At 53.8% G+C, this 21,288-nt stretch carries 16 protein-coding genes and 1 riboswitch; of the genes, 14 read left to right on the forward strand and 2 right to left on the reverse strand.

Features of this window, described 5'->3' with window-relative positions; translation table 11 throughout:
* The first annotated feature begins 166 nt into the window (after positions 1-166).
* From IRJ17_RS05205 to IRJ17_RS05270, 14 genes are all read left to right on the forward strand, one after another.
* Entirely contained in the window at positions 167-1,135 is a 969-nt protein-coding gene (locus tag IRJ17_RS05205; RefSeq protein WP_242773569.1) for an ABC transporter substrate-binding protein, read from the forward strand.
* A 157-nt stretch (positions 1,136-1,292) separates the two neighbouring features.
* A complete protein-coding gene (locus IRJ17_RS05210; RefSeq protein ID WP_242775218.1) occupies positions 1,293-2,297 on the forward strand; it encodes a FecCD family ABC transporter permease in 1,005 nt (334 codons plus the stop codon).
* Positions 2,298-2,395: 98 nt separating this feature from the next.
* Entirely contained in the window at positions 2,396-3,310 is a 915-nt protein-coding gene (locus IRJ17_RS05215; RefSeq protein WP_242775220.1) for a FecCD family ABC transporter permease, read from the forward strand.
* A 242-nt stretch (positions 3,311-3,552) separates the two neighbouring features.
* Entirely contained in the window at positions 3,553-6,228 is a 2,676-nt protein-coding gene (locus tag IRJ17_RS05220; protein ID WP_242773572.1) for a YhgE/Pip domain-containing protein, read from the forward strand.
* 124 nt (positions 6,229-6,352) lie between these two features.
* Positions 6,353-6,551: riboswitch (cobalamin riboswitch) on the forward strand.
* Positions 6,552-6,704: 153 nt separating this feature from the next.
* Complete coding sequence (locus tag IRJ17_RS05225; RefSeq protein ID WP_122962338.1) at positions 6,705-6,950, forward strand: hypothetical protein; 246 nt, start codon at positions 6,705-6,707, stop codon at positions 6,948-6,950.
* Positions 6,940-8,049: a citrate synthase gene (gene mmgD / locus IRJ17_RS05230; protein WP_242773575.1), complete on the forward strand. Its 1,110-nt coding sequence runs from the start codon at positions 6,940-6,942 to the stop codon at positions 8,047-8,049. The genes IRJ17_RS05225 and mmgD overlap by 11 nt, the downstream gene beginning before the upstream one ends.
* Positions 8,050-8,088: 39 nt before the next feature.
* Positions 8,089-9,519 (forward strand): bifunctional 2-methylcitrate dehydratase/aconitate hydratase, encoded by a 1,431-nt coding sequence (locus IRJ17_RS05235; RefSeq protein ID WP_423751961.1) that lies wholly within the window; start codon positions 8,089-8,091, stop codon positions 9,517-9,519.
* Positions 9,520-9,556: 37 nt separating this feature from the next.
* On the forward strand, positions 9,557-10,441 hold the full coding sequence (gene prpB / locus IRJ17_RS05240; RefSeq protein ID WP_423751962.1) for a methylisocitrate lyase: 885 nt from the start codon (positions 9,557-9,559) through the stop codon (positions 10,439-10,441).
* 129 nt (positions 10,442-10,570) lie between these two features.
* The gene (locus tag IRJ17_RS05245) at positions 10,571-12,262 is read left to right on the forward strand and encodes an acyl-CoA dehydrogenase family protein (protein WP_173597258.1); all 1,692 of its coding nucleotides are present in this window, start codon (positions 10,571-10,573) and stop codon (positions 12,260-12,262) included.
* 30 nt (positions 12,263-12,292) lie between these two features.
* The gene (locus IRJ17_RS05250) at positions 12,293-13,081 is read left to right on the forward strand and encodes an enoyl-CoA hydratase-related protein (protein WP_173597259.1); all 789 of its coding nucleotides are present in this window, start codon (positions 12,293-12,295) and stop codon (positions 13,079-13,081) included.
* 14 nt (positions 13,082-13,095) lie between these two features.
* Positions 13,096-14,166 carry an enoyl-CoA hydratase/isomerase family protein gene (locus tag IRJ17_RS05255; RefSeq protein WP_122962344.1) on the forward strand — a complete coding sequence of 357 codons (1,071 nt, stop codon included), beginning with the start codon at positions 13,096-13,098 and terminating at the stop codon, positions 14,164-14,166.
* 157 nt (positions 14,167-14,323) lie between these two features.
* Positions 14,324-15,583 carry a glycoside hydrolase family 18 protein gene (locus IRJ17_RS05260; protein ID WP_242773584.1) on the forward strand — a complete coding sequence of 420 codons (1,260 nt, stop codon included), beginning with the start codon at positions 14,324-14,326 and terminating at the stop codon, positions 15,581-15,583.
* 332 nt (positions 15,584-15,915) lie between these two features.
* Positions 15,916-17,520 (forward strand): bifunctional metallophosphatase/5'-nucleotidase, encoded by a 1,605-nt coding sequence (locus IRJ17_RS05265; protein ID WP_242773587.1) that lies wholly within the window; start codon positions 15,916-15,918, stop codon positions 17,518-17,520.
* A 48-nt stretch (positions 17,521-17,568) separates the two neighbouring features.
* Positions 17,569-18,084 carry a hypothetical protein gene (locus IRJ17_RS05270; RefSeq protein ID WP_173598958.1) on the forward strand — a complete coding sequence of 172 codons (516 nt, stop codon included), beginning with the start codon at positions 17,569-17,571 and terminating at the stop codon, positions 18,082-18,084.
* 144 nt (positions 18,085-18,228) lie between these two features.
* Here IRJ17_RS05270 and gcvPB read toward each other — a convergent pair whose 3' ends face one another.
* Positions 18,229-19,818: an aminomethyl-transferring glycine dehydrogenase subunit GcvPB gene (gene gcvPB / locus IRJ17_RS05275; RefSeq protein ID WP_242773590.1), complete on the reverse strand. Its 1,590-nt coding sequence runs from the start codon at positions 19,816-19,818 to the stop codon at positions 18,229-18,231.
* Between the two features lie 23 nt (positions 19,819-19,841).
* Positions 19,842-21,227: an aminomethyl-transferring glycine dehydrogenase subunit GcvPA gene (gene gcvPA, locus IRJ17_RS05280; protein ID WP_242773594.1), complete on the reverse strand. Its 1,386-nt coding sequence runs from the start codon at positions 21,225-21,227 to the stop codon at positions 19,842-19,844.
* Positions 21,228-21,288: the final 61 nt, after the last annotated feature.

A 21,288-nucleotide genomic window follows, 5' to 3' on the forward strand; every position in this document is an offset into this window, starting at 1 on the left:
GGTCTGTGGGCGCAGCTTTGCCGTAAACAAAATGACGTTAATTATCGCAATGAACTTAAAAGCGTTAATCAGTACAATATTTATTTTGAAAATAGCGGTTGTTACAATAAACCCGTCCTTCATCAATAATAATTCTCATTATCATCAAGAGGGGGTAAACAAAGAAATGAGCAAAAAAAGCAGATTCAGACAGTGGGGGCATCTCGCTTGGAGTCTTGCCCTGGCATGCGCGGTCGTCCTGACCGGATGCGGCAGCAGCGAGACAAAAAATCAGGCTGCCAGCCAGGACAGCGCACAAGCTGCACAAAAACGGACAATCAAGCATGAGCTTGGAGAAACCGAGATCACCGGAGAGCCGAAACGTGTCGTGGCACTGGAGTTTTCTTTTGTCGATGCGTTGTGGGAGTTGGGTGTAACCCCTGTGGGCATTGCTCACGAAAAAGAAACCGATGTAGAGGGACTGCTCGGACAAAAGATCGAATACACGTCTGTCGGCACGCGCCAGCAGCCGAATCTTGAAGTCATCAGTACGTTGAAGCCTGACTTGATCATCGGCGATTTGAACCGCCACAAGGACATTTACAAGGAGCTGCAAAAAATCGCTCCGACAATCATCCTGAAAAGCCGCAATTCGACTTACCAGGAAAACTTGAGCTCATTCACTGCAATCGGGGAAGCGCTGAACAAGCAAAAAGAAGCCGAGCAGCGCCTGGTCAAGCATAAGGCTGTCATCGACGAGCTGAAAAAGAACATTCCTGCCGGAGATTCCCGCACCGTGATGCTCGGCGTGTTCCGCGCAGACTCGCTTTCGGCACACGGAGCGAAATCGTTTGACGGTGAATTGCTGGAAATGGTCGGGATCAAAAACACCATCCAAGATGCAGCAGAACCGACCGTGAAAATCAGCTTGGAGCAAATGGTGCAGTGGGACCCGGACGTCATTTTCCTCGTGGAAGCTGACGATACGCTGCTCTCGGAATGGAAGCAAAACCCGCTGTGGAACAACATCACCGCCGTGAAAAACAAAGAAGTGTACCAAGTGAACCGCGATCTGTGGACGCGTTACCGCGGCTTGAAATCGGCGGAAAAAATCGTCACAGAGGCCAGCGAGATTTTGTACAGCAAGAAGAAGTAAAGGAAGCGCGCACGACACATGGAAAGGAAAGGGGCCGGATTGCGATCTGGTCTTTTTCTGTTTGGTTCTGATGAGAACGCATGAGGCTGCCAGAGCTTCGCAATGGCGCTGCCAAGCCTTCCATGGATCGCGTGCGCAGGAGGTGCTTACTAGCTTGATGACCATGAGACGAACGAATAAACGTTCCCTCGTTCAGACGTGTATTTGCCTGACAGTGCTGCTCGCTATCGGATTATGGCTCAGCCTGTTTACGGGTGTAGCCGCGATTCCGCTTCAGACCGTCCTCAAGCAGTGGAGCTTGGCGGAACCGTCCAAGGAGCTGCTCATTTTTCAAACGATTCGCCTGCCGCGAGCCGTTCTGGGAGCGTTGATCGGAGCGAATCTCGCCGTAGCCGGAGCGTTGATGCAAGCCATTACCCGCAATCCGCTCGCTTCGCCGCAAGTTTTTGGCGTCAATGCCGGAGCGTCGCTTGTCGTCGTCCTGGCGATCCTTTTTTTGCCTAGCATCGGTTCGGCAAACTTGATTTACTTCGCTTTTGCCGGAGCGATCCTCGGGGGCTTTACTGTACTGGGGTTTGCCTCTTCCAGAGGAATGACCAACTTGAAGATTGCGCTGGTCGGGATGGCGGTACATCTGCTGCTGACCTCCATTACAAAAGGATTGATCATTTACAATGAGCACATTTCCGACGTCATGTTTTGGCTGTCCGGCTCGATCAGCGGAGCGACTTGGGCGGATGTCCGAATGATTTTGCCCTGGTCTGTGCTTGGGCTGGCGCTTGCAGCGGGCTTGGCCGGGTCATTGTCGGTCTTTCGGCTCGGCGAGGAAGTAGCGATGGGCTTGGGGCAAAAAATAGGGGTCGTGCGGCTATTGGCTTGTGCAGCTATTGTAATACTGGGCGGAGCGTCAGTAGCTGTCGCGGGGGCTGTCGGGTTTATCGGGCTGATGATCCCGCACATTGCCAGAAAGCTGGTCGGCACGGATTATCGCGCGGTCATTTTTGCCTCTGCCTGGGGCGGGGCTGTTTTGGTGACGTACTCGGATGTTGTCGCCCGCTTGATTTCGTTCCCGTTTGAGTCGCCGGTCGGGATTGTGACCGCTTTGCTCGGCACGCCCTTTTTTCTTTACTTGGCGCGAAAAAAAGGGAGGGAGCTGGTGTGAAGGTGGATACAACAGCAGCGAGCAGCAAACGGAGTTCGCGTAAAGCCATCGCTCTGTTTGCCCTGGCAGCGGTGACGATTGTGGCGGCGTTTCTCGGCATGAGTGTCGGTTCTGTTTACGTTGCTCCCGGCCTGATCGTGGCGATTTGGACCGGAGAGTCGTCCTCGCTGTCCTTCATTGTAGAAAACTACCGCTTGCCAAGGGCGATTCTGGCGATTTTGGCGGGAGCGGGCTTCGCGATTTCCGGAGTGATTTTGCAAGGGATGATTCGCAACCCGCTTGCTTCCCCGGATGTGATCGGAGTAACAAAAGGAGCGGGCTTGTTCGCCGTAGCGATTATTTTATTTTTCCCCCATGCATCTCCGCTCGTGCTTCCGCTGTTCGCCTTTCTGGGGGCGTTGGCCGTTGCGCTTGCCCTGATCGCGTTTGCCAGAAAGAGCGGGGTGCAGCCGAGTACATTTGCGCTCGTCGGTCTGGGGGTAGGGGCGGTCTGCCAGGCATTGACGGAATTTGTTCTGGTGAAATACCCGATGCAAGCCAACGATTCGCTCGTATGGCTGGCGGGAAGCTTGTGGGGAAAAGGCTGGGATGAAATATACGGCTTGCTGCCCTGGCTTTGTGTCCTGATTCCTGCCGCTTTCGCCTTGCATCGGCAACTGGATATTATCAGCCTGGACGAGCACAGCTCTACGGGGCTTGGCCTTAGGGTCAGCCAGTCCCGCTACGGATTGTTGCTGCTCGCAGTCGCATTGGCAGGCGCTTGCGTCGCTGCGATTGGCTCCATCGGTTTTATCGGGCTGCTCGCTCCGCAAATAGCGCGCAAGCTGTTTGGCAACCAGCACCGGATGTTGTTGCCGGGAGCGGCGATCATCGGGGCGCTGATTTTGCTCATCGCAGACGCGATCGGGCGGGGAGTGAATCCGCCAGTCGAGATTCCCGCGGGAATTTTGACAGCGCTGATCGGTGTGCCCTACTTTTTGTACCTGGTGCGGGTGGAAAAGAAGCGAACATAGCACATGCAGGCAAAAATAACCCAAGAGGAGCCGTCTGTCTTGCGAAACTAGCAAAACAGGCGGTTTTTTCGCTCTATGCGCCGCTGCCTGATCGCCAAAAGGCACAGCCCGCAAAATCATAAAATGACGGACAGGGGCCAATGCTACTATTGGCAGCTTCCTTCCCGCTAATTTCCTTTTATGGTAGACTGTCATGTAAGTGTTTGACGCCCTTCATTCCTAATTAATCAGGTGGTACACACATGCGCTCTATATGGCAGATTTACAAGACGGACTGGATCAATATTTTCAAAGTACCGACGGGGATTTTCCTGATCATCGCGATCATCCTGCTTCCTTGCCTGTACGACTGGGTGAACATCAAGTCAGTCTGGGACCCGTACGCCAATACCCAAGGGGTAAAGGTTGCGGTGACGAGCGAAGACAAGGGCGCGACAGTGATGGACAAAGAGATCAATATCGGGGAAGAGCTGCTAAAAAGCTTGCAGCACAATGAAAAGCTAGGCTGGACGTTCGTGACGAAGGAAGAAGCCGAACGCGGCGTGGATCGCGGCGATTATTACGCCAGCATCCTGATTCCCGCCGACTTTTCCGCAAAGATTACCGGAATCGTCAATGGTCGGCTGGACAGGCCCGAAGTCATTTATACCGTCAACGAAAAAGTGAATGCCGTGGCTCCGAAAATCACCTCTTCAGGTGTATCGGCGATTGCCAAGCAGATCAACGAGAGCTTCACGGAAGCGGTCAGCGAAGCGCTTTTGACCAAGCTGACGGAGATTGGCGTGAAGCTGGAGGAGCAGCTGCCGACCATTCGCAAGATCGAGAGCGGCATTTTCGAACTGGAAAGCAAGCTCCCGGAGATTCATGCGGCAGGTCAGAAAGTGTTGGAGATCGAAAAAAAGCTGCCGGACATTCATGAAAAAGCGCAAATCATCCCGGAAGTGGAGAAGCGCATCCCCGAGATTAACCAGGCGGCCGATGCTCTTTTGAAGATTCAGCAAAACTGGCCGCGCATCAACGACGCTGCTTCCGCCGTCATCGCGATGGAAGAAAAGCTGCCGATGATCGATCAGGCGGTCGGGCGCATCGTCGAGCTGGACCAAAACTTCGGCAAAGTGACCAATGCGGTGACTACGGCCACGCAAAAGGCCAGTCAGGCAATTGAGATTGTTTCGGCGGCACAAAATGCCTTGCCGCGCATCGGAGAATTGGCTGACAAGGGAGTCGATTTTGCCGATCGGCTCAATCAATTTTTCACGGCGCATGACGGCGCTTTTGAAACAATCGCTCCGCTCATCAAGCAAAATCTCATTTTGGCTCAGCAGGCGTCCGATGCGCTTGTGCAACTGACAGACAGGCTGCTGCAAATCAATCCCGAACGATTGCCTACAGCTGCCGAAGTGCAGGCTGTGTCTGACAAGCTAGGCAAAGCTGCGCGTATCGCAGAGCACACCTCTGCGCTGGTCGACAAGCTGAACCGCTACATTCCGGGGCAGCCGCTGACGCCTTTTTCCGAGCGGCTCCATAAGCTGGAAGAGAAAATGCATCGGCAAATCGAGATTCTCGATACGATAGCGAAAGCGTTGGCAGACGGGAAAAAGCCCGCAAGAGACTTGATCGAGAGTCTGAATCAGTTGGCGAAAAACACGAGTGCGGAGCTGGGAGACATCCTGGCGCGCTACGATAGCGAAATCGTTCCGAAAATCGCCGAGGGCATTGAAAAGCTGAAAACAGTCGTGGGCGATTCCGCCGAACTGCTGCAAAAAGCAAAAGACAGGCTGCCGGATATCGAGGCGATTTTGAAAGAGACAAAAGCCGGACTGGAGCTGGGGCTGGCCGAGCTGAAACGAATCGAGCAGGAGCTGCCGCAGATTCAGGCGCGGGTCAATGAACTGGCGCAAACGTTGCAAAGCAAGTCCGAAGCGTTTGCCAAAGCGATCCACACGGCAGCGCCGTTCCTCAAGCAGCATTTGCCAGAAATCAAGCAAAAGCTCGACCAGGCGGCTGGCTTCATCCAAAACGATTTGCCGCAAGCCGAGGCGGAGCTGACCAAGCTGGCTGACTTTGTCCGCAACAAGCTGCCTGAGGTGGAGAACGGCGTCCACCGGGTAGCCGAGCTGGTGCGCGATGATCTGCCCAAGCTGGAGAGTGCGATTGCGCAAGCGGCGGACAAGCTGAGAGAGGTCGAGGCGAACAATCACTTTGCCGATCTCGCCAAGCTGCTGCGCGGGGATATCAAGCGAGAGAGCGAGTTTTTGGCAAGTCCGGTGCAGATCAAGGAAAACCGCAAATATCCGATTCCGAACTACGGTTCGGCGATGTCGCCTTTTTACGGAGTATTGTCGCTATGGGTAGGAGCGACCTTGCTGATTTCTTTGCTCAAACCAGACCCGGAGAACCCGGACGGACGCTACAAGCCGTACCAGCTGTACCTTGGCCGTCTGGGCACATTCGTGACAATCGGGCTGTTCCAGGCACTGTGTATTACGCTCGGTGACTTTTACATTTTGGAAGCGTATGTGGCGGACAAAGTTCCGTTTGTCCTTTTCGCGATGCTCGTCAGTATGGTGTTCGTGACGATCACGTATACGCTGTTGTCGGTATTCGGCAATGTCGGCAAGGGTATCGCGATCATTTTCATGGTCTTCCAGTTTTCCAGCTCCGGGGGCACGTTCCCGATCAGTATGACGGCGCCTTTTTTCCAGGCACTCAATCCGTTTATGCCGTTCACCTACGCGATCAGTTTGTTGCGTGAAGGGGTCGGGGGCATCCTCTGGGAGACGGCGATTCGGGATATTCTCATGCTGTGCGGCTTCATCGGCATCAGTCTGTTCATTGCGTTGGCTTTGAAACGACCGCTGAGCGGGCTGATTCAAAAATCGATGGAAAACGCGAAGAAAACGAAGATCATCGGGTAATCCGCTCGGCCATGATGCCAGCCTGTCAGTAGATGGGCTGGCTTTTTCTATGGCTGCAATATCCAATATTTAGCAAAGAAAAGAATTGTTAATTTTCAAAATAACTGATATATTGAGAGCAAACTTCATACGTGTACAAACAGGTGCAGATAAATTCAACATTTTTATCTGCTTAAAAGGGAAGTTCGGTTCGAATCCGACGCTGTCCCGCAACTGTAATTGGGAGCGATTCGAAGATACCACTGTTTTCGCCAGCCGAAAATGGGAAGGTTCGAAAAGCGATGATCATAAGCCAGGAGACCTGCCTGTTTGAGCGCAACATCAATACCTACGAGGATAGGGGGTGTTAAGTGCGAGATGGATAGGCGTGTTTTTGATTTTCACAATCAGCATGCTTGTTTCGGTATTCATTCGCCTCTTAACAACTTCTGCGGAAGTTGTTTTTTTGTGCGGATTTTCAGGAGGGTACGTGACGGATGAGTGATTTTTTGTTTGGAACGGTGGAGTATTTCACCAACGATTTTCAGGCGTGCATTATGAACAACTTGACGATAGAGAACCCGAGCGCGATCAAAGCGCATTACGCGAAATTAAAAGCAGAGGTCATCAGGCGAGCAGAAAATCAGGCAGATCAAGAAAAGCTTTTGCACAATCTCGACAAGGCTTATCAACGTCTAAAGGTCAACTTAATCGGGGCGGAGGATGAAGAGAATGGGAGCTGAAGAAAAGTTTTTTCCAGGTCTGGAAGGTGTAGTCGCTGCGGAAACGAGCATTTCCTTTTTGGATACGAAGCAAGGGGAAATCGTCATCAAAGGATACGATTTGATCGAGCTGTCCAAAGCGCATCGTTACTTGGATATCGTCCATCTTTTGCTGGAAGAATCGTTGCCGAACGAACAGCAAAAGCGCGAAGTGGAAGAAAAGCTGAAAGCCGAGTACGACATACCGAACCAAGTATTCGACATGCTCAAGCTGCTGCCGGAAAAAATGCATCCGATGGACGGCTTGCGCACCGGGCTTTCTGCGCTTGCCGGATACGACAGCCAACTGGACAACTGCACGGCGCAAGCCAACAAGGAGCGGGCTTACAAGCTGCTGGGCAAAGTGCCGAACATCGTCGCCAACAGCTACCGCGTGATTCAAAAGGAAGCGCTGATCGCGCCGCTGCCGGAGCTGTCGTACAGTGCGAATTTCCTGTACATGATCACGGGCAAAATCCCGTCCGACTTTGAAGAAGCCATCTTCGACCGTTCGCTTGTTTTGTACAGCGAGCATGAGATGCCTAATTCGACGTTTACGGCACGCGTCATTGCCTCGACGATGTCGGATTTGTACGGGGCGTTGACCGGGGCGGTCGCTTCCTTGAAAGGGAACTTGCACGGCGGCGCGAACGAAGCGGTGATGCACATGCTGCTTGAGGCAGGCTCGGTCAAGGAGTTTGAAGCTTTGCTGGAGTCCAAGCTGGCCAACAAGGCGCGGATCATGGGCTTCGGGCACCGCGTGTACATGAAAAAGATCGACCCGCGCGCACTGATGATGAAGGACGCCCTGAAGCAATTGTGTGATGCAAAAGGCGACGACTTGCTGTACCAGATGTGCGAGGCAGGCGAAAAAATCATGGAGCGCGAGAAGGGCATTTACCCGAATCTGGACTACTACGCCGCTCCGGTTTACTGGATGCTGGGGATTCCGATTCCGCTGTACACACCGATCTTTTTCAGCGCAAGAACAGTGGGGCTGTGCGCACACGTCATCGAGCAGCATAGCCACAACCGCCTTTTCCGTCCACGGGTCAACTACATCGGCCAACGCCACGCCTAAATCCAATCCAAGCAGAAAGGAATGAGTCGCTTGTTGAAAATGAATGATCGCACGAAAACAGACCAGTTGCTGGAGGAGATCGCAGACTATGTGCTGACGAAGGAGATTACGAGCGAGGAGGCGTTCCAGACCGCGCGCTACGTACTGTTGGACACGCTCGGATGCGGCATTTTGGCCTTGTCCTATCCCGAGTGCACGAAGCTTTTGGGGCCTATCGTCCCGGGCACAGTCGTTCCGAACGGCAGCCGTGTTCCCGGCACAGCGTATGTGCTTGATCCTGTGCGCGGAGCGTTCAACATCGGATGCATGATTCGCTGGCTCGACTACAACGATACGTGGCTGGCAGCCGAGTGGGGACATCCGTCCGACAACCTGGGAGGCATTTTGGCTGTAGCCGACTATGTGAGCCGCGTGCGCCTGGCAGAAGGAAAAGAACCGCTCGTCGTGCGCGATGTTTTGGAAATGATGGTGAAGGCGCACGAGATCCAGGGAGTGCTCGCGCTGGAAAACAGCTTGAACCGCGTGGGGCTTGATCACGTGCTGTTCGTCAAAATCGCTACGACGGCGGTCGTGACGAAGCTGCTGGGCGGGGGCCGGGAAGAGATCATTAACGCCTTGTCCAACGCATGGATCGACAATTCCAGCCTGCGCACTTATCGTCACGCACCGAATACGGGATCGCGCAAGTCATGGGCTGCGGGAGACGCGACCAGCCGGGGCGTGCATCTGGCATTGATGGCGCTAAAAGGAGAAATGGGTTACCCGTCCGCACTGTCTGCGCCAGGCTGGGGATTCCAGGACGTTTTGTTCAACAAAAAAGAACTGAAGCTCGCTCGACCGCTCGACTCCTACGTGATGGAGCACGTGCTGTTCAAAGTATCGTATCCGGCAGAGTTCCACGCCCAAACCGCAGCAGAGTGCGCCGTAACGCTGCACCCGCAAGTCATCGACCGACTGGAAGAGATCGATTCCATCACGATTACGACTCATGAATCGGCTATCCGGATTATCGACAAGGTCGGCCCGTTGCACAATCCGGCTGACCGTGACCACTGCCTGCAATACATTACCGCCATTGCTCTGCTGAAAGGAACGATTACAGCGGAGCATTACGAAGACGAAACCGCCAGCGACCCGAGAATAGACAGTCTGCGCGCGAAAATGAAGGTGATCGAGAACAAGCAGTACACGTACGATTACCTCGATCCGAACAAGCGCTCAATCGCAAATGCGGTACAGATTCACTTCAAGGATGGAACGAAGACGGAGAACGTCGAGTGCGAATATCCGCTCGGACACCGTTTCCGCCGTCAGGAAGCGATTCCGAAGATCAAGGAAAAGTTTTCGGATACATTGCGTACCCATTTCCCTGCCGGGCAGCAGCGCAAAATCGAGCAAGTCTGCTTTGACCACGAGCAATTGGGGCAGATGCGCGTGAACGAGTTTATGAATCTGTTTTTGATCGGATAAGGAGGCGTTTGGCTTGGCGTGGATCGTGGATCAACCTATGACGCAAAAAGAGCTGGCCGAGCAGCTGCGCTCGCTCATGTCGGCGCCTGACATTTTGCAAATACCCGGAGCGCACGACGCAATGGCTGCCATCGTCGCCAAACAGGCGGGCTTTTCGGCTCTGTACTTGTCAGGGGCTGCCTATACCGCGAGCAGGGGCTTGCCGGATTTGGGCATCGTCACTTCATCCGAAACGGCTGAACGCGCGAAAGACCTCGTACGAGCCACCAACTTGCCTGTGCTGGTCGATATCGATACGGGATTTGGCGGCGTGCTGAACGCGGCCCGCACCGCGCGGGAAATGGTCGAAGCTCACGTCGCGGCGGTGCAGATCGAGGATCAGCAGCTTCCGAAAAAGTGCGGTCACTTGAACGGGAAGCAGTTGGTCACAACCGAAGAAATGGTGCAAAAAATCAGCGTCATGAAAGAAGTTGCCCCTACTTTACTGATTGTGGCACGGACAGATGCGCGTTCTGTGGAGGGACTGGAGGCAGCGATTGCGCGAGCCGTCGCGTATGTGGAAGCGGGAGCGGATGCCGTTTTTCCCGAAGCGCTGGAATCGGAGGCGGAGTTCCGTTTGTTCGCGGAAAAAATCAAGGTGCCTTTGCTCGCCAACATGACCGAATTTGGAAAAACGCCGTACTATTCGGCGCAGCAGTTTGCCGAGATGGGCTACCAAATGGTCATCTATCCCGTGACGTCACTTCGGGCAGCCGCGAAAGCGTATGAACGCATTTTCTCAATGATCAAGACGCACGGGACGCAAAAAGCAGCGCTGTCCGACATGCAGACCCGCAGCGAGCTGTACGAGGCGATCTCGTACTACCGATATGAGGAGCTGGACAACCGGATAGCCAAGACGGTTCTCACAGACGAACAATAGCGCCAGGCACATCGTTGACGGCACACCATAAGAGGCGATGATACGCATTCTTGAGCAAAATGACTGCTTGCTGTGAATCGGATCATCGCCGTTTTTCTCGTTTGTTTGCAGGTGAAAGGAGGGGGCAGGATGGAAACAGCCGAGCTGCGCTGGTATCAGGATGGGTTTACGCCCGAAGATTTTACCGAGGAAGATCAGCTTATCGCCAAAACGACCGAGTTGTTTGTCAAACAAGATGTGGCCCCGAAAATGACGGCGATCGAGCAACACGATTATGCCGCAGGGAGTAAGTTGTTTGGCAAGGCGGGCGAGCTTGGCCTGCTCGGGATCGAGGTGCCCGAGCAATACGGCGGGCTTTCCCTGAACAAAAAAGTCGCGGGACTGGTCGCGGAAAAGATGGGGTTTGCCGGGTCGTTCAGCGTGTCCTTCAACATTCATGCAGGTGTGGGAACTTTGCCGTACGTCTATTTTGGCACGGAGGAGCAGAAGCAAAGCTACTTGCCCAAGCTCGCTGCGGGAGAATGGATCGGCGCGTACGCATTGACAGAGTCCAATGCCGGATCTGACGCGCTGCAAGCGAGAACGAGCGCGGTGTTGAACGAGGATGGAACTGGCTGGATTTTGAACGGGGAAAAACAGTGGATTACAAACGCGCAGTTGGCGAATGTGTACGTTGTTTTTGCCAATACGAGCGAAGGCATGACGGCGTTTATCGTGGAACGGACGTATCCGGGAGTGTCTGTCGGGCCGGAAGAGAAAAAAATGGGGATCAAAGGCTCGTCCACGGCTACGTTGCTGTTGGAGGATGTGCATGTTCCGCAGGCAAATGTCCTCGGCAAACCGGGGCAAGGCCATCGGGTCGCGCTGAACATTTTGAACATGGCGCGGCTAAAGCTGGCGTTTTCCAACATCGGCTCGGCCAAACAAGCGCTACAACTGGCGGTCACGTACGGAAAAGTCCGCAAGCAATTTCAAAAATCGCTCGTCGACTTCACGATGATCCAGGAGAAAATCGCCAATATGGCGGTGTCCATCTACGGAGCCGAAAGCGCAGCCTACCGGACAGCCGGGGCGCTGGATGACGCTTTGCAAGCCGTAAGCGACAGCGAAGACATGCTCAAAAAGCTTGCCGATTTTGCCATGGAGTGCGCGATCAATAAAGTGTACGGCTCCGAAGTGCAGGATCAAGCCGTGGACGAGGCTGTGCAAATACATGGCGGGTATGGCTACATGCAGGAATACGAGGTAGAACGTCTGTATCGCGATGCCAGAATCAGCCGAATTTTTGAGGGAACCAACGAAATCAACCGATTGACGATTGGCAAAATTTTAATGAAAAAATATGCAGGCAGCCCCGAATCACTTCCACTCTCTCCGGTGATCGCTGGCGGTGAAGCCGGGCGAAACGAGCGGTTTGTCGCGTTTGCCAGACGTTTGTGTCAGCAGTCTTTGTACACGATTGGGCATTCCGCGCTACAGGTTGACCAGGAGCAAGAGTATTTGCGCCTCTTGGCTGACATCGTGAAGGACTTGTACGTCATGGAATCGGCACTGCTCCGTACGCAAAAGGCCATCCGTACGAACGGTCCGGGTAAAGAAGCGATCAAGCAAGCCGTCGCAGATGTATTGTGCGAGGAAGGGTATCGGCGGGTAGAGGAAGCGGCGATATCGCTTGTATCCGGCGCGGAGACGGATGCGCAGAAGCGGGCGGAAATCCTCCAGCAAATTCGCAATCTTCCGGTTCCCCTCTACGAAAATCTGTTTGTAAAAAAACGGGCGATTGCCAAAGAGATCACGAATCGCGCGCGTTATTTTGTGTAGCGGGAAGTGTGCAGAACGAAGGGAGGAAAGATGAATATGTACGCATTTGCCAAGGTCAAAAAGGACGCCGGAGTCACAACGGTGGAGATCAATCACGCGCCAGCAAATACGCTATCGTCGGCGTGCATTCATGAGCTGCGCGCCCTTTTTCGGGAGCTGGACCAGGATGAAGAGACGAAGGCCATCATCTTGATGGGAGCGGGCCGCTTTTTTGTAGCAGGGGCGGATATCAAGGAATTTGTTTCGGCATTCGGCGATCCGGAAAAAGCGCTTGCTCTGGCCGCGGCCGGGCAAGCTCTGTGCAATGAAGTCGAAAACATGCAAAAGCCTGTCATTGCCGCAATCAATGGCCCTGCACTGGGCGGCGGGCTGGAATTGGCGCTTGGCTGCCACTACCGGATCGCTGCACAAAATGCGATTGTAGGCTTGCCTGAGTTGAAGCTGGGCTTGATTCCGGCTTTTGGCGGAACACAGCGGCTCAGCAAAGCGGTCGGCACGGCGCTCGCGACGCAGCTCATTTTGAGCAGCAAACAGCTGACGGCGGAGGAAGCGGCCAACATCAATCTGGTGCAGGCTGTTGTGCCTTTGGAAGAGCTGCTGCCTACAGCGACGATCGTCGCCCAGTCGCTCATCGAAGGGAAGAGCATGACAAGTGTGACGCGAGCGCTTGCGTGCATTACGCATAGCGGTCAAGGAAGCTTGGCGGAAGGATTGGAGAAAGAGCGGGAGAAATTCGCCGAGCTGTTCGCGACCGCAGATGCCAAAGAAGGCATCCAGGCTTTTATCGAGAAGCGGCAGCCGCAGTTTACTCATTCCTGACAGGAGGAGATTTGATGACACAAGACGTTCTGTTTTCCGTTGGCGAACACGGTCTAGCGACGATCACGCTGAATCGTCCCAAGGCAATCAATTCGCTTACGCACGAGATGATTGCAGCGATTGGACAACGTTTGCAAGAGTGGGCGAGTGATGAGCAGGTTCGGCTGGTGGTTGTAAAAGGCGAAGGGTCGAAGGGGCTTTGCGCTGGCGGGGATATCAAAGCGCTGTACGAAGCGAATACAAGTGCAGAAGCCATGGAAAAAGCTGTCCGTTTTTTTGCGGACGAATATCAGGTGGACCAGTTGATTTACGAGTTCGCCAAGCCAGTGGTCGCCGTCCTCGACGGGGTGGTGATGGGTGGAGGCGTAGGGTTGACTTACGGTGCCAGCCACCGCATTGTGACGGAACGCACGAAGTGGTCCATGCCGGAAATGAATATCGGCTTTTTCCCCGATGTAGGCGCCGCCTATTTTTTGAATCAAGCGCCAGGACAAATCGGCAAGTATCTCGCCTTGACTGCCGCGATCATTCAGGCTCCCGATGTATTGTACAGCCAGGCAGCAGACGCGTATATGGCGAGTGAGCGGCTGGAATCGTTTCTGCTTGCGCTGGAGCGAAAGGATTGGTCAGCGGCGGGAGACGGAACGGAGGCTGAGTTGAACAGGCTTGTGGCTACCTATGCAGAAAATCCGGCAGGGGCAGGGAGGCTTGCCGGAGTGCGCGAGCAGATTGATCGTCATTTTGCTTTTGCCACGCTGGAGGAAATCGTTGCGTCCCTGGCAGCAGAAGAGAGCGAGTTTGCGAGAGAAACAATCGAGGCTTTGCTGTCAAAATCACCAAGCTCGCTGAAAGTCACCTTGAAGCAGCTGATTGACGGAAAAGGCAAGACGAGAGAAGAATGCTTTGCGACTGACCTCGTGCTTGCGCAAAACTTCATGCGGCATCCCGATTTTTTTGAAGGGGTGCGCTCGGTGCTCATCGACAAGGATCGCTCTCCGCGTTATGCGTACCGCACGTTGGCAGATGTTTCGCCAGAGCTGGTGGAACGGTTTTTTCAGGCGAGTGACAGTGTGGCGTCATCTTGATCGAGAAAAGTGTCTGGCTGGGAAGGAAGCTCCCGGCTGGGCACTTTTTTGCGTGCTGCTTATCCCGCTACGTCGGATCGCAATGGGTGCAAGCTCCTTTTGATCGCCTGCCTCATATAAATGTACATCGTATGAAATGGCAAAAAGGAGCGTCTACATGTTCATCTACACAGTAAAACCGGGTGATTCTCTCTATTCTGTCGCCGCGAAATTCGAGGTTCCGATGGCGGTCTTGCAATCGACCAACGGTTTGACAGTAACGACGCTCGTGCCCGGGCAGGATTTGGTTATCCCGACCAAAACATACATCGTCCAGCCAGGCGATTCGCTGTATGCCATCGCCCAGATGAGTTTTGTGACTCCAAAGGCGTTGCAGGAAGCGAACGGGCTGACTTCGTACGCGCTTACTCCCGGCAAAAGGCTCAGACTGCCAACCAGAGCCAAATATCCGGTGGAAAACTTCAGTTATTTGCTGCTGACGACACCGGAAAATGACGAGAAAATCATCGTCAATTCAGCCGCGAACAACACGTATTACGGCATTTTCGAGCACCATCTTTTACCTGGGGGTGCTCTTAGCCAGCTGGACGATGCGGCTGTCATTCGTGCCAGCAGACGGCATCGTGTTGCGCCGCTGGCCGTCATTACCAATCTGACGGCAACGGGCTTCAATGCAGAGCTGGTTCGGCAAATCCTGAACAGTCGCGAGCAGACCCAACGTCTGATCGACAACATTTACACACTGGTGCGGACGAAAAATTACGCGGGCGTAAACATTGACTTCGAGCTGGTTCGCCCGCAGGAACGCGATTTGTATACGAACTTCCTGCGCGCTTTGCGGCAGAGGTTGAAGCCGCACGGTTACTTTCTTTCGGTCGCGCTGCCTGCGAAGACAAACGATGAAGTCGAGTGGCTGAAAGGCTACGACTACAAAGGGATCGGCGCGGCAGTGGACTTCGTTTTTCTCATGACGTATGACTACCATGAAGCAGGAAGCGAGCCTGGCCCAGTCGCCCCGATTGGGGAAGTGCGCCGCACGATCGAGTACGCCATTTCCCAGATGAGCCGGAAAAAAATCATTTTGGGAGTCGCGCGTTACGGCTACAACTGGATGATGCAGGGAGACAACGTCGTGAGCGCGCAGCCTGTGAGAGTAGCCGATGCTGTCCAGCTATCGATGCGCTACTCGGTGCCGATCCAGTTTTCTGCCGAGTACCAGCAGCCGCATTTTACGTACTGGGATGAAAATGGGAGGAAGCACATTGTCTGGTTCGAAAACGTGCGCGGCCGCGCTGAAAAATACAGGCTGGTTTACGAGTACCGTCTGCGCGGTGTAGGCGCGTGGCAGCTCGGCTTCGAGTTCCCGCAATCGAAAGTGTTGATTCCGTTCTTTTTCACGGTGAAAAAAGTGATCTAGCCAAGCGAGTATGAGACAACAGTCGTCTGTGAACAGGGCGGCTGTTTTCTGGATTTTGCGTTATTATAGGCACCTTGTTTTACATCGTCCACTTGTTGAAGACGGAGCAGCCGCGAATCATTGAGCAGCGACTGCAAAGAAGCTTTCGCCGCCCGCCTGACCGGAGCGACAAAAAGGTTGAAGAGCAGGGCATGGATGAACAAATTTGATCAGATCAAACATGGTTGGGACGATTGTCAAATTACCGTAAAGCTCTTGTGAAAAGCGGTTTTTCAGCAGGCGAATCCGCTATGATAGGGGAAGAAGCGCGAGAGAGAACGGAGTGAACCAACATGCTTGCACCTGATCAGGAATGCACCTTGACGATTTTGCAAACGAGTGATTTGCACGGGAGCATTTTCCCGCATTCTTATGCCAATCATGAGCCAAAAGAGCTGGGATTGGCCAAACTGGCAACCCGAATCAGGGAAGAGAAACAGCGGGCGGATCAGTTGCTTGTCATCGACTGTGGCGACCTGATCCAAGGTACGCCGCTTGCCTATCACCATGCCCGCATCAGCCACGAGCAGCCGAACCCGATGATTCTCTGCCTGAACGAATTGGGCTATGATGCCGCTATACCGGGAAACCATGAGTTTAATTACGGGTTGCCGTTTTTGCAAAAGGCGATGAGCGAAAGCCGCTTCCCCTGGCTGTGCGCGAATTTGACCGATGCGGACGGAAAGCCCTTTTTTGGCCGAGCGTACACAGTCAAGCGCTTCGCAAACGGACTTGCAGTAGGCATAATCGGACTGACTACTTCTTATATCCCGCATTGGGAAAATCCGGCGCATATTGCTGGCATTCAGTTTCGCGATCCGGTCGAAACGGCCCGCTACTGGGTGCGCTTTTTGCGCGAAGAAGAAGCGGTCGACGTTGTTGTGGTCGCCTATCACGGCGGGTTGGAACGGGATGCCGAGACAGGGGAACCGACCGAACCGCTCACTACGGAGAATCAAGGATACGAGCTGTGCGCATCTGTCGAGGGCATCGATGTTTTGCTGACGGGACATCAGCATCGGATGCTCGCTTCCACTGTTCACGGTGTCGCGATCGTGCAGCCGGGGCACGAAGGACGGATGGCGGGAAAAGTCGTCCTGAATTTGCGGGCAAAGGAGTCGCGATGGGAGATTACGCAAAAACAGGTCAGTCTGCTGTCGGCAGAGGGCGTGCAGCCAGATACGTCCCTGCTGGAGCTGGCAGCGGATTACGAGGCAGAGACGCAGCAATGGCTGGATCAGCCAATCGGTCGAATTGAAGGCAATATGCGCATAACTGATCCGCTGGCGGCGAGATTGCAGGAGCATCCGTTCATCGAGTTTATCAATCGGGTGCAGATCGAGATGTCAGGGGCGGCGATTTCGAGTACGGCGCTGTTTGACAATGCCGCAGCCGGATTTGCGGAAAACGTGACCATGCGCGATATCGTCAGCAACTATATTTATCCGAATACGCTAAAAGTATTGCGTGTGACCGGACAGGATATCAAGGATGCATTGGAGCAGACGGCAGGCTACTTTGATCTGAACGAGACGGGAGAAATCGTCGTCAGCCCGCGCTTTCTCGTACCAAAGCCGCAGCACTACAACTATGACATGTGGGAAGGCATCGAATACCGGATCAATGTCGCAAAGCCGCTGGGACAGCGAATCGAATTTTTGACGCAAGAGCACAAGCCGCTTGAGATGGCTGCCGAGTACGAGGTCGTCATGAATCATTACCGTGCGGGTGGGGGCGGCAACTACACGATGTTCCAGCACAAGCCAGTCGTTCGCGAGTTGGCGATCGAGATCGCGGAACTGCTGGCGACGTACTTGCTGGAGCGAAAAGTGGTCAAGGCGACTGTCAATGCGAACTGGAGCGTGGTTGCGATTGGCGGGCAGGGGAGCGGCGGGTAAAGCGGAGTATAAGGAAAAAACGTAACGAGATAAGGAGTTCCCATTCGTATGGTTGATATGAGGTTACATATTGCTGTACCTTCAGATGACATCGATTTTCGCTTTATCGAAAGAGAAGCAAACACTTCCTTTTTCTCTATTCAGAACAAAAGTGGAATTCAGAGAGCCATAGATCCAAGCGATAGCAATTTTTTAGAGGCACTTTTGATCACGTATCAAGGTAAGTCAGTATCTGATTTCCGTTTTTGTGATGTCAGGCTGCTAACGCAATTGATTGCCGTGGTTGAGGATTACTACTTGAGTGCCAAAAAAACAATTAGCGAAGACATTTACGGTCTTGGCGTAATTACAATCGGTCTGAGACAAACGGGTGAAAACAAACTGTTGTTAACAGCTGTAAAAGACGGAAATACGATTGTACAGGCTGAATTGCCAGAGAAAGAATGGATAGATAAGTTGTTTGCATTATGTAGAGAGTATTTTTCTTGCCTTATTCAATACGGAATTGCTGAATCGTTTCATACAAAGCAACTATCCGTTATATGTGAGTATGAAAAAAGATAAAAGGATACATACAGAAAAAACCTTGGGTAAGAAACAACCAGTGTGATTCCTTTCGTGGAATCACACTGGTTGTTTTGTCTAACAAAACAATACGAGCTAAGAGTCCTGCTGGAACACCATGAAGAAATCAGGGCGCAGAACGCCCTATTCCTTATCCGTTTTTTTCAAATAGGCTCTCCATGTAATGGCCCACTGTTCGGGATCGTCCAGCACCGATTCGATGACGCGGTGGCCTGTGCTGTTGTGGGGGGCGGTTTGGACGATTTCCGGATTTTCGTATGCTTCCTGGGAGATGTGGGTCAAGGCTGCGATGTATTCGTCCAGCTCGGCTTTGGAATACGACTCGGTCGGTTCCAGCGTGAACGGCTCCGGCACGATATAAGGGTGATGGCTGGTCCAGTAATGGTGGGCGAAGTCAGCCATGCGCCGCTGGACATCGTAAGTCGTGACGCCCGTGTCTTCGGTGAGCTTCTGCCAGCTGTAGCGAACCTGTTCCAGGCGGCGGCCCTTGATATACGGGGCACTGGCGCCGCGAATCTGCAAAATTTTGTGGTACAAGTAATTGTTGTTGAGGCAGGCGATTTTCGCTGCTTCTTCCAGCCCTTCCGCTCCGAGCGCCCGAATCCAGGCGTAGGCGCGCAGGACAGCCGGCGGCACGCCGTAGAAGCTGCGGACTTTGCCGATGCTGTTTTTCAATTCTCGCTTGTAGTAATAACGCTCTCCGTCGAAGTCGACGAGCGGACCCGGCAGGAACTCCTCCAGCTTTTCCGTCACGCCGATGGCTCCAGTCGCAGGGCCGCCGCAGGCATGGGGGATGGAAAAGGTTTTGTGCAGGTTGAAGAAGCACATGTCGAAGCCAGCTTCCAAGGCGCGGGTAATGCCGAGCAAACCGTTGGCGTTTGCCTGGTCGTAGCAGCAAAGCCCTCCTGCGGCGTGAACCACGTCGGTAAATTCCTTGATGCGGGAGTTGTAGATGCCAGTGTCTTCCGGATTGGCTACGGCAAAAGCAGCCGTCCGTTCCGACACAAGCCCTTTCAGCGCCTCCAGATCAGGGTAGCCGTTTTCGTCGGCAGGCACGTAAATGATTTTCAAGCCTTTGACTGCGGCGGTTGCGGCTTGCGAAGGGTGCGAAAAGTGCGTTGTCAAAAACTCGTTGCGCAGCTCGCCTTCGCCGCGGGATTCGTGGTATTTGCGGACGATAGAGGCTTGCGTAAGTAGTGCCTGCGTGCCGCTGCCCGGCTGGAAGGAGAATTTGTCCATGCCGGATACTTCGCGCAAAAACAGGTCGAGCTTGTAGGTGATTTCCAGCATGCCCTGAACGGTGGACTCGTCTTGCAGCGGGTGCAGCTCCGCCATTTTGGGCGAGCGGGCGAAGCGCTCGTTGATTTTCGGCGAGTATTTCATCGTGCATGTGCCTTGGCCGATCTCGACGTTAAAGTCCGCGCCGAGCACCTCCTGCGACAGGCGGGAATAGTGGCGAATCACACGGAACTGGCTGATTTGCGGGAGATTGGGGCGCTTTTTGCGGCGCAGACTGTCTGGAAGCTGAGACACACCGTCTCCGACAGATGCGACAATCTCCTGCTCGACGCGGGGAACCTCGACTCCTCGCTCGCCGGGCTGGCTCAGTTCAAAAATGACAGGCTCATCCCACTTGGCCTGGTGGAAGCGTCTGACTTTGTGATCGCGGGGAATCCGCTTCATTTTCCCGATCGTTCCTTCGGATGTTTTCATCGTTGATCTCCTCCTTTTCCTGTTTACACGATGCTTGCAAGCGCAGTAACGAGCGCGTCGATCTCTTCCTTGGAATGGACTTCTGTCACGCAGAAAAGGGCGCATTGCTCAAGCTGCGGATCGTGCGCGGTCAGGTCGACGCCGCCGAAAATGCCGCGAGAGAGCAGAGCCGCGTTGATCTCCTTGACCGTTTTGCCTGTTTGCGAAAAGTCGATGACAAATTCTTTGAAAAACGGACCAGAAAACTTCAGCTCGACGCCAGGCAAGGAGGCGAGCTGCTTCGCGGCGTACTGGGAGCGTTGCATGATGCCCTGTCCAAGCTCTTCCATGCCGTCCGGCCCCATGGTCGCCAAATACACGCCTGCGGTAATTCCCCACAGGGCGGTTTGCGTACCGACAGACTCTTTGCCTTTTTCCCGTTTGGCAAAAGAGGTGCGGTCGTACGCCACATCGCCGAAGCCATACTCGCCTTCGACTTCTGTCGGCGCGATGCCAAACAGGCGGGAAGGGTATTCCATGACGAAGGTTGGATCGTCGTGCGTCGCGATAAACCCGGATTGACCGCCGCCGTAATGCATGTGGACACCGAGTGGTTGCAAATCGCCGCACACGATATCCGCTCCGTAGTTGGCGGGCGCTTCCATGACACCGAGCGAGCTTGGATCGACACCGACGACACACAATGCCCCGGCAGCGTGGGCGAGGTCTGCAATCAATTGCCCGTTCGTTTCCAGCGAGCCGAGGAAGGACGGATTTTCAAAATAGACAGCGGCAGTGTTAGGGCCAAGCTTCGCCTGCAAGTCTGCCAGATCGATAGCTCCGGTATCTTCCGTGAAGTCCACCAGTGTAAGCGTCAGATCAGGGGAGGTGTAGTTTCGGATGATCAGCAGCTTGTCGGGATGGATGTTTTTCGGGAGCAACAGCTCGGTGCGCTTCGTAATGCGCGCCGCCATGCGCAGCGCAGTAGAAGCAGCCTGCGCCCAGTCAAAGGTCGGGACGTTGACGACATCCATGTCGACCAGCTCGGCAACCAGGCTCTGGTATTCAAACAGGGCTTGAAAGCGTCCTTTGTCCTCGTATGGCTCACCTGCATAAGCGGTCAGAAACTCGGCGCGCGAGTTGATTTCGTCGCACACAGCCGGAATGAAGTGAGGCCAGCAGCCAGCCCCGAGAAAGCTGATGTATTCTTTCGTCGTAATGTTTTTGTTCATGAGCTGGTTGACGTGTCGCTCCAGCTCGTATTCGGTCAAAGCAGGGGGAATGTTCATTTTTTCTTTCAGGCGCAGCTCCTGCGGAATGTCAGCAAAAATCTCCTCAATGCTGCCTAGCCCGATTTCCTTCAGCATCTGCTCTTTGACAGCGGGCGCTGAGTTCGGGATGTACGGATGTGCAAAAGGTTTGGCGCTCATGTATGTGTCCCTCCATTTTTTCATACTTTTCTGTCATGTAAGAATGTAAGAACGGAAAGCC

This window comes from Brevibacillus parabrevis (genome assembly GCF_022701015.1).
In the GTDB taxonomy this organism is placed as follows: Bacteria; Bacillota; Bacilli; order Brevibacillales; family Brevibacillaceae; genus Brevibacillus; species Brevibacillus parabrevis.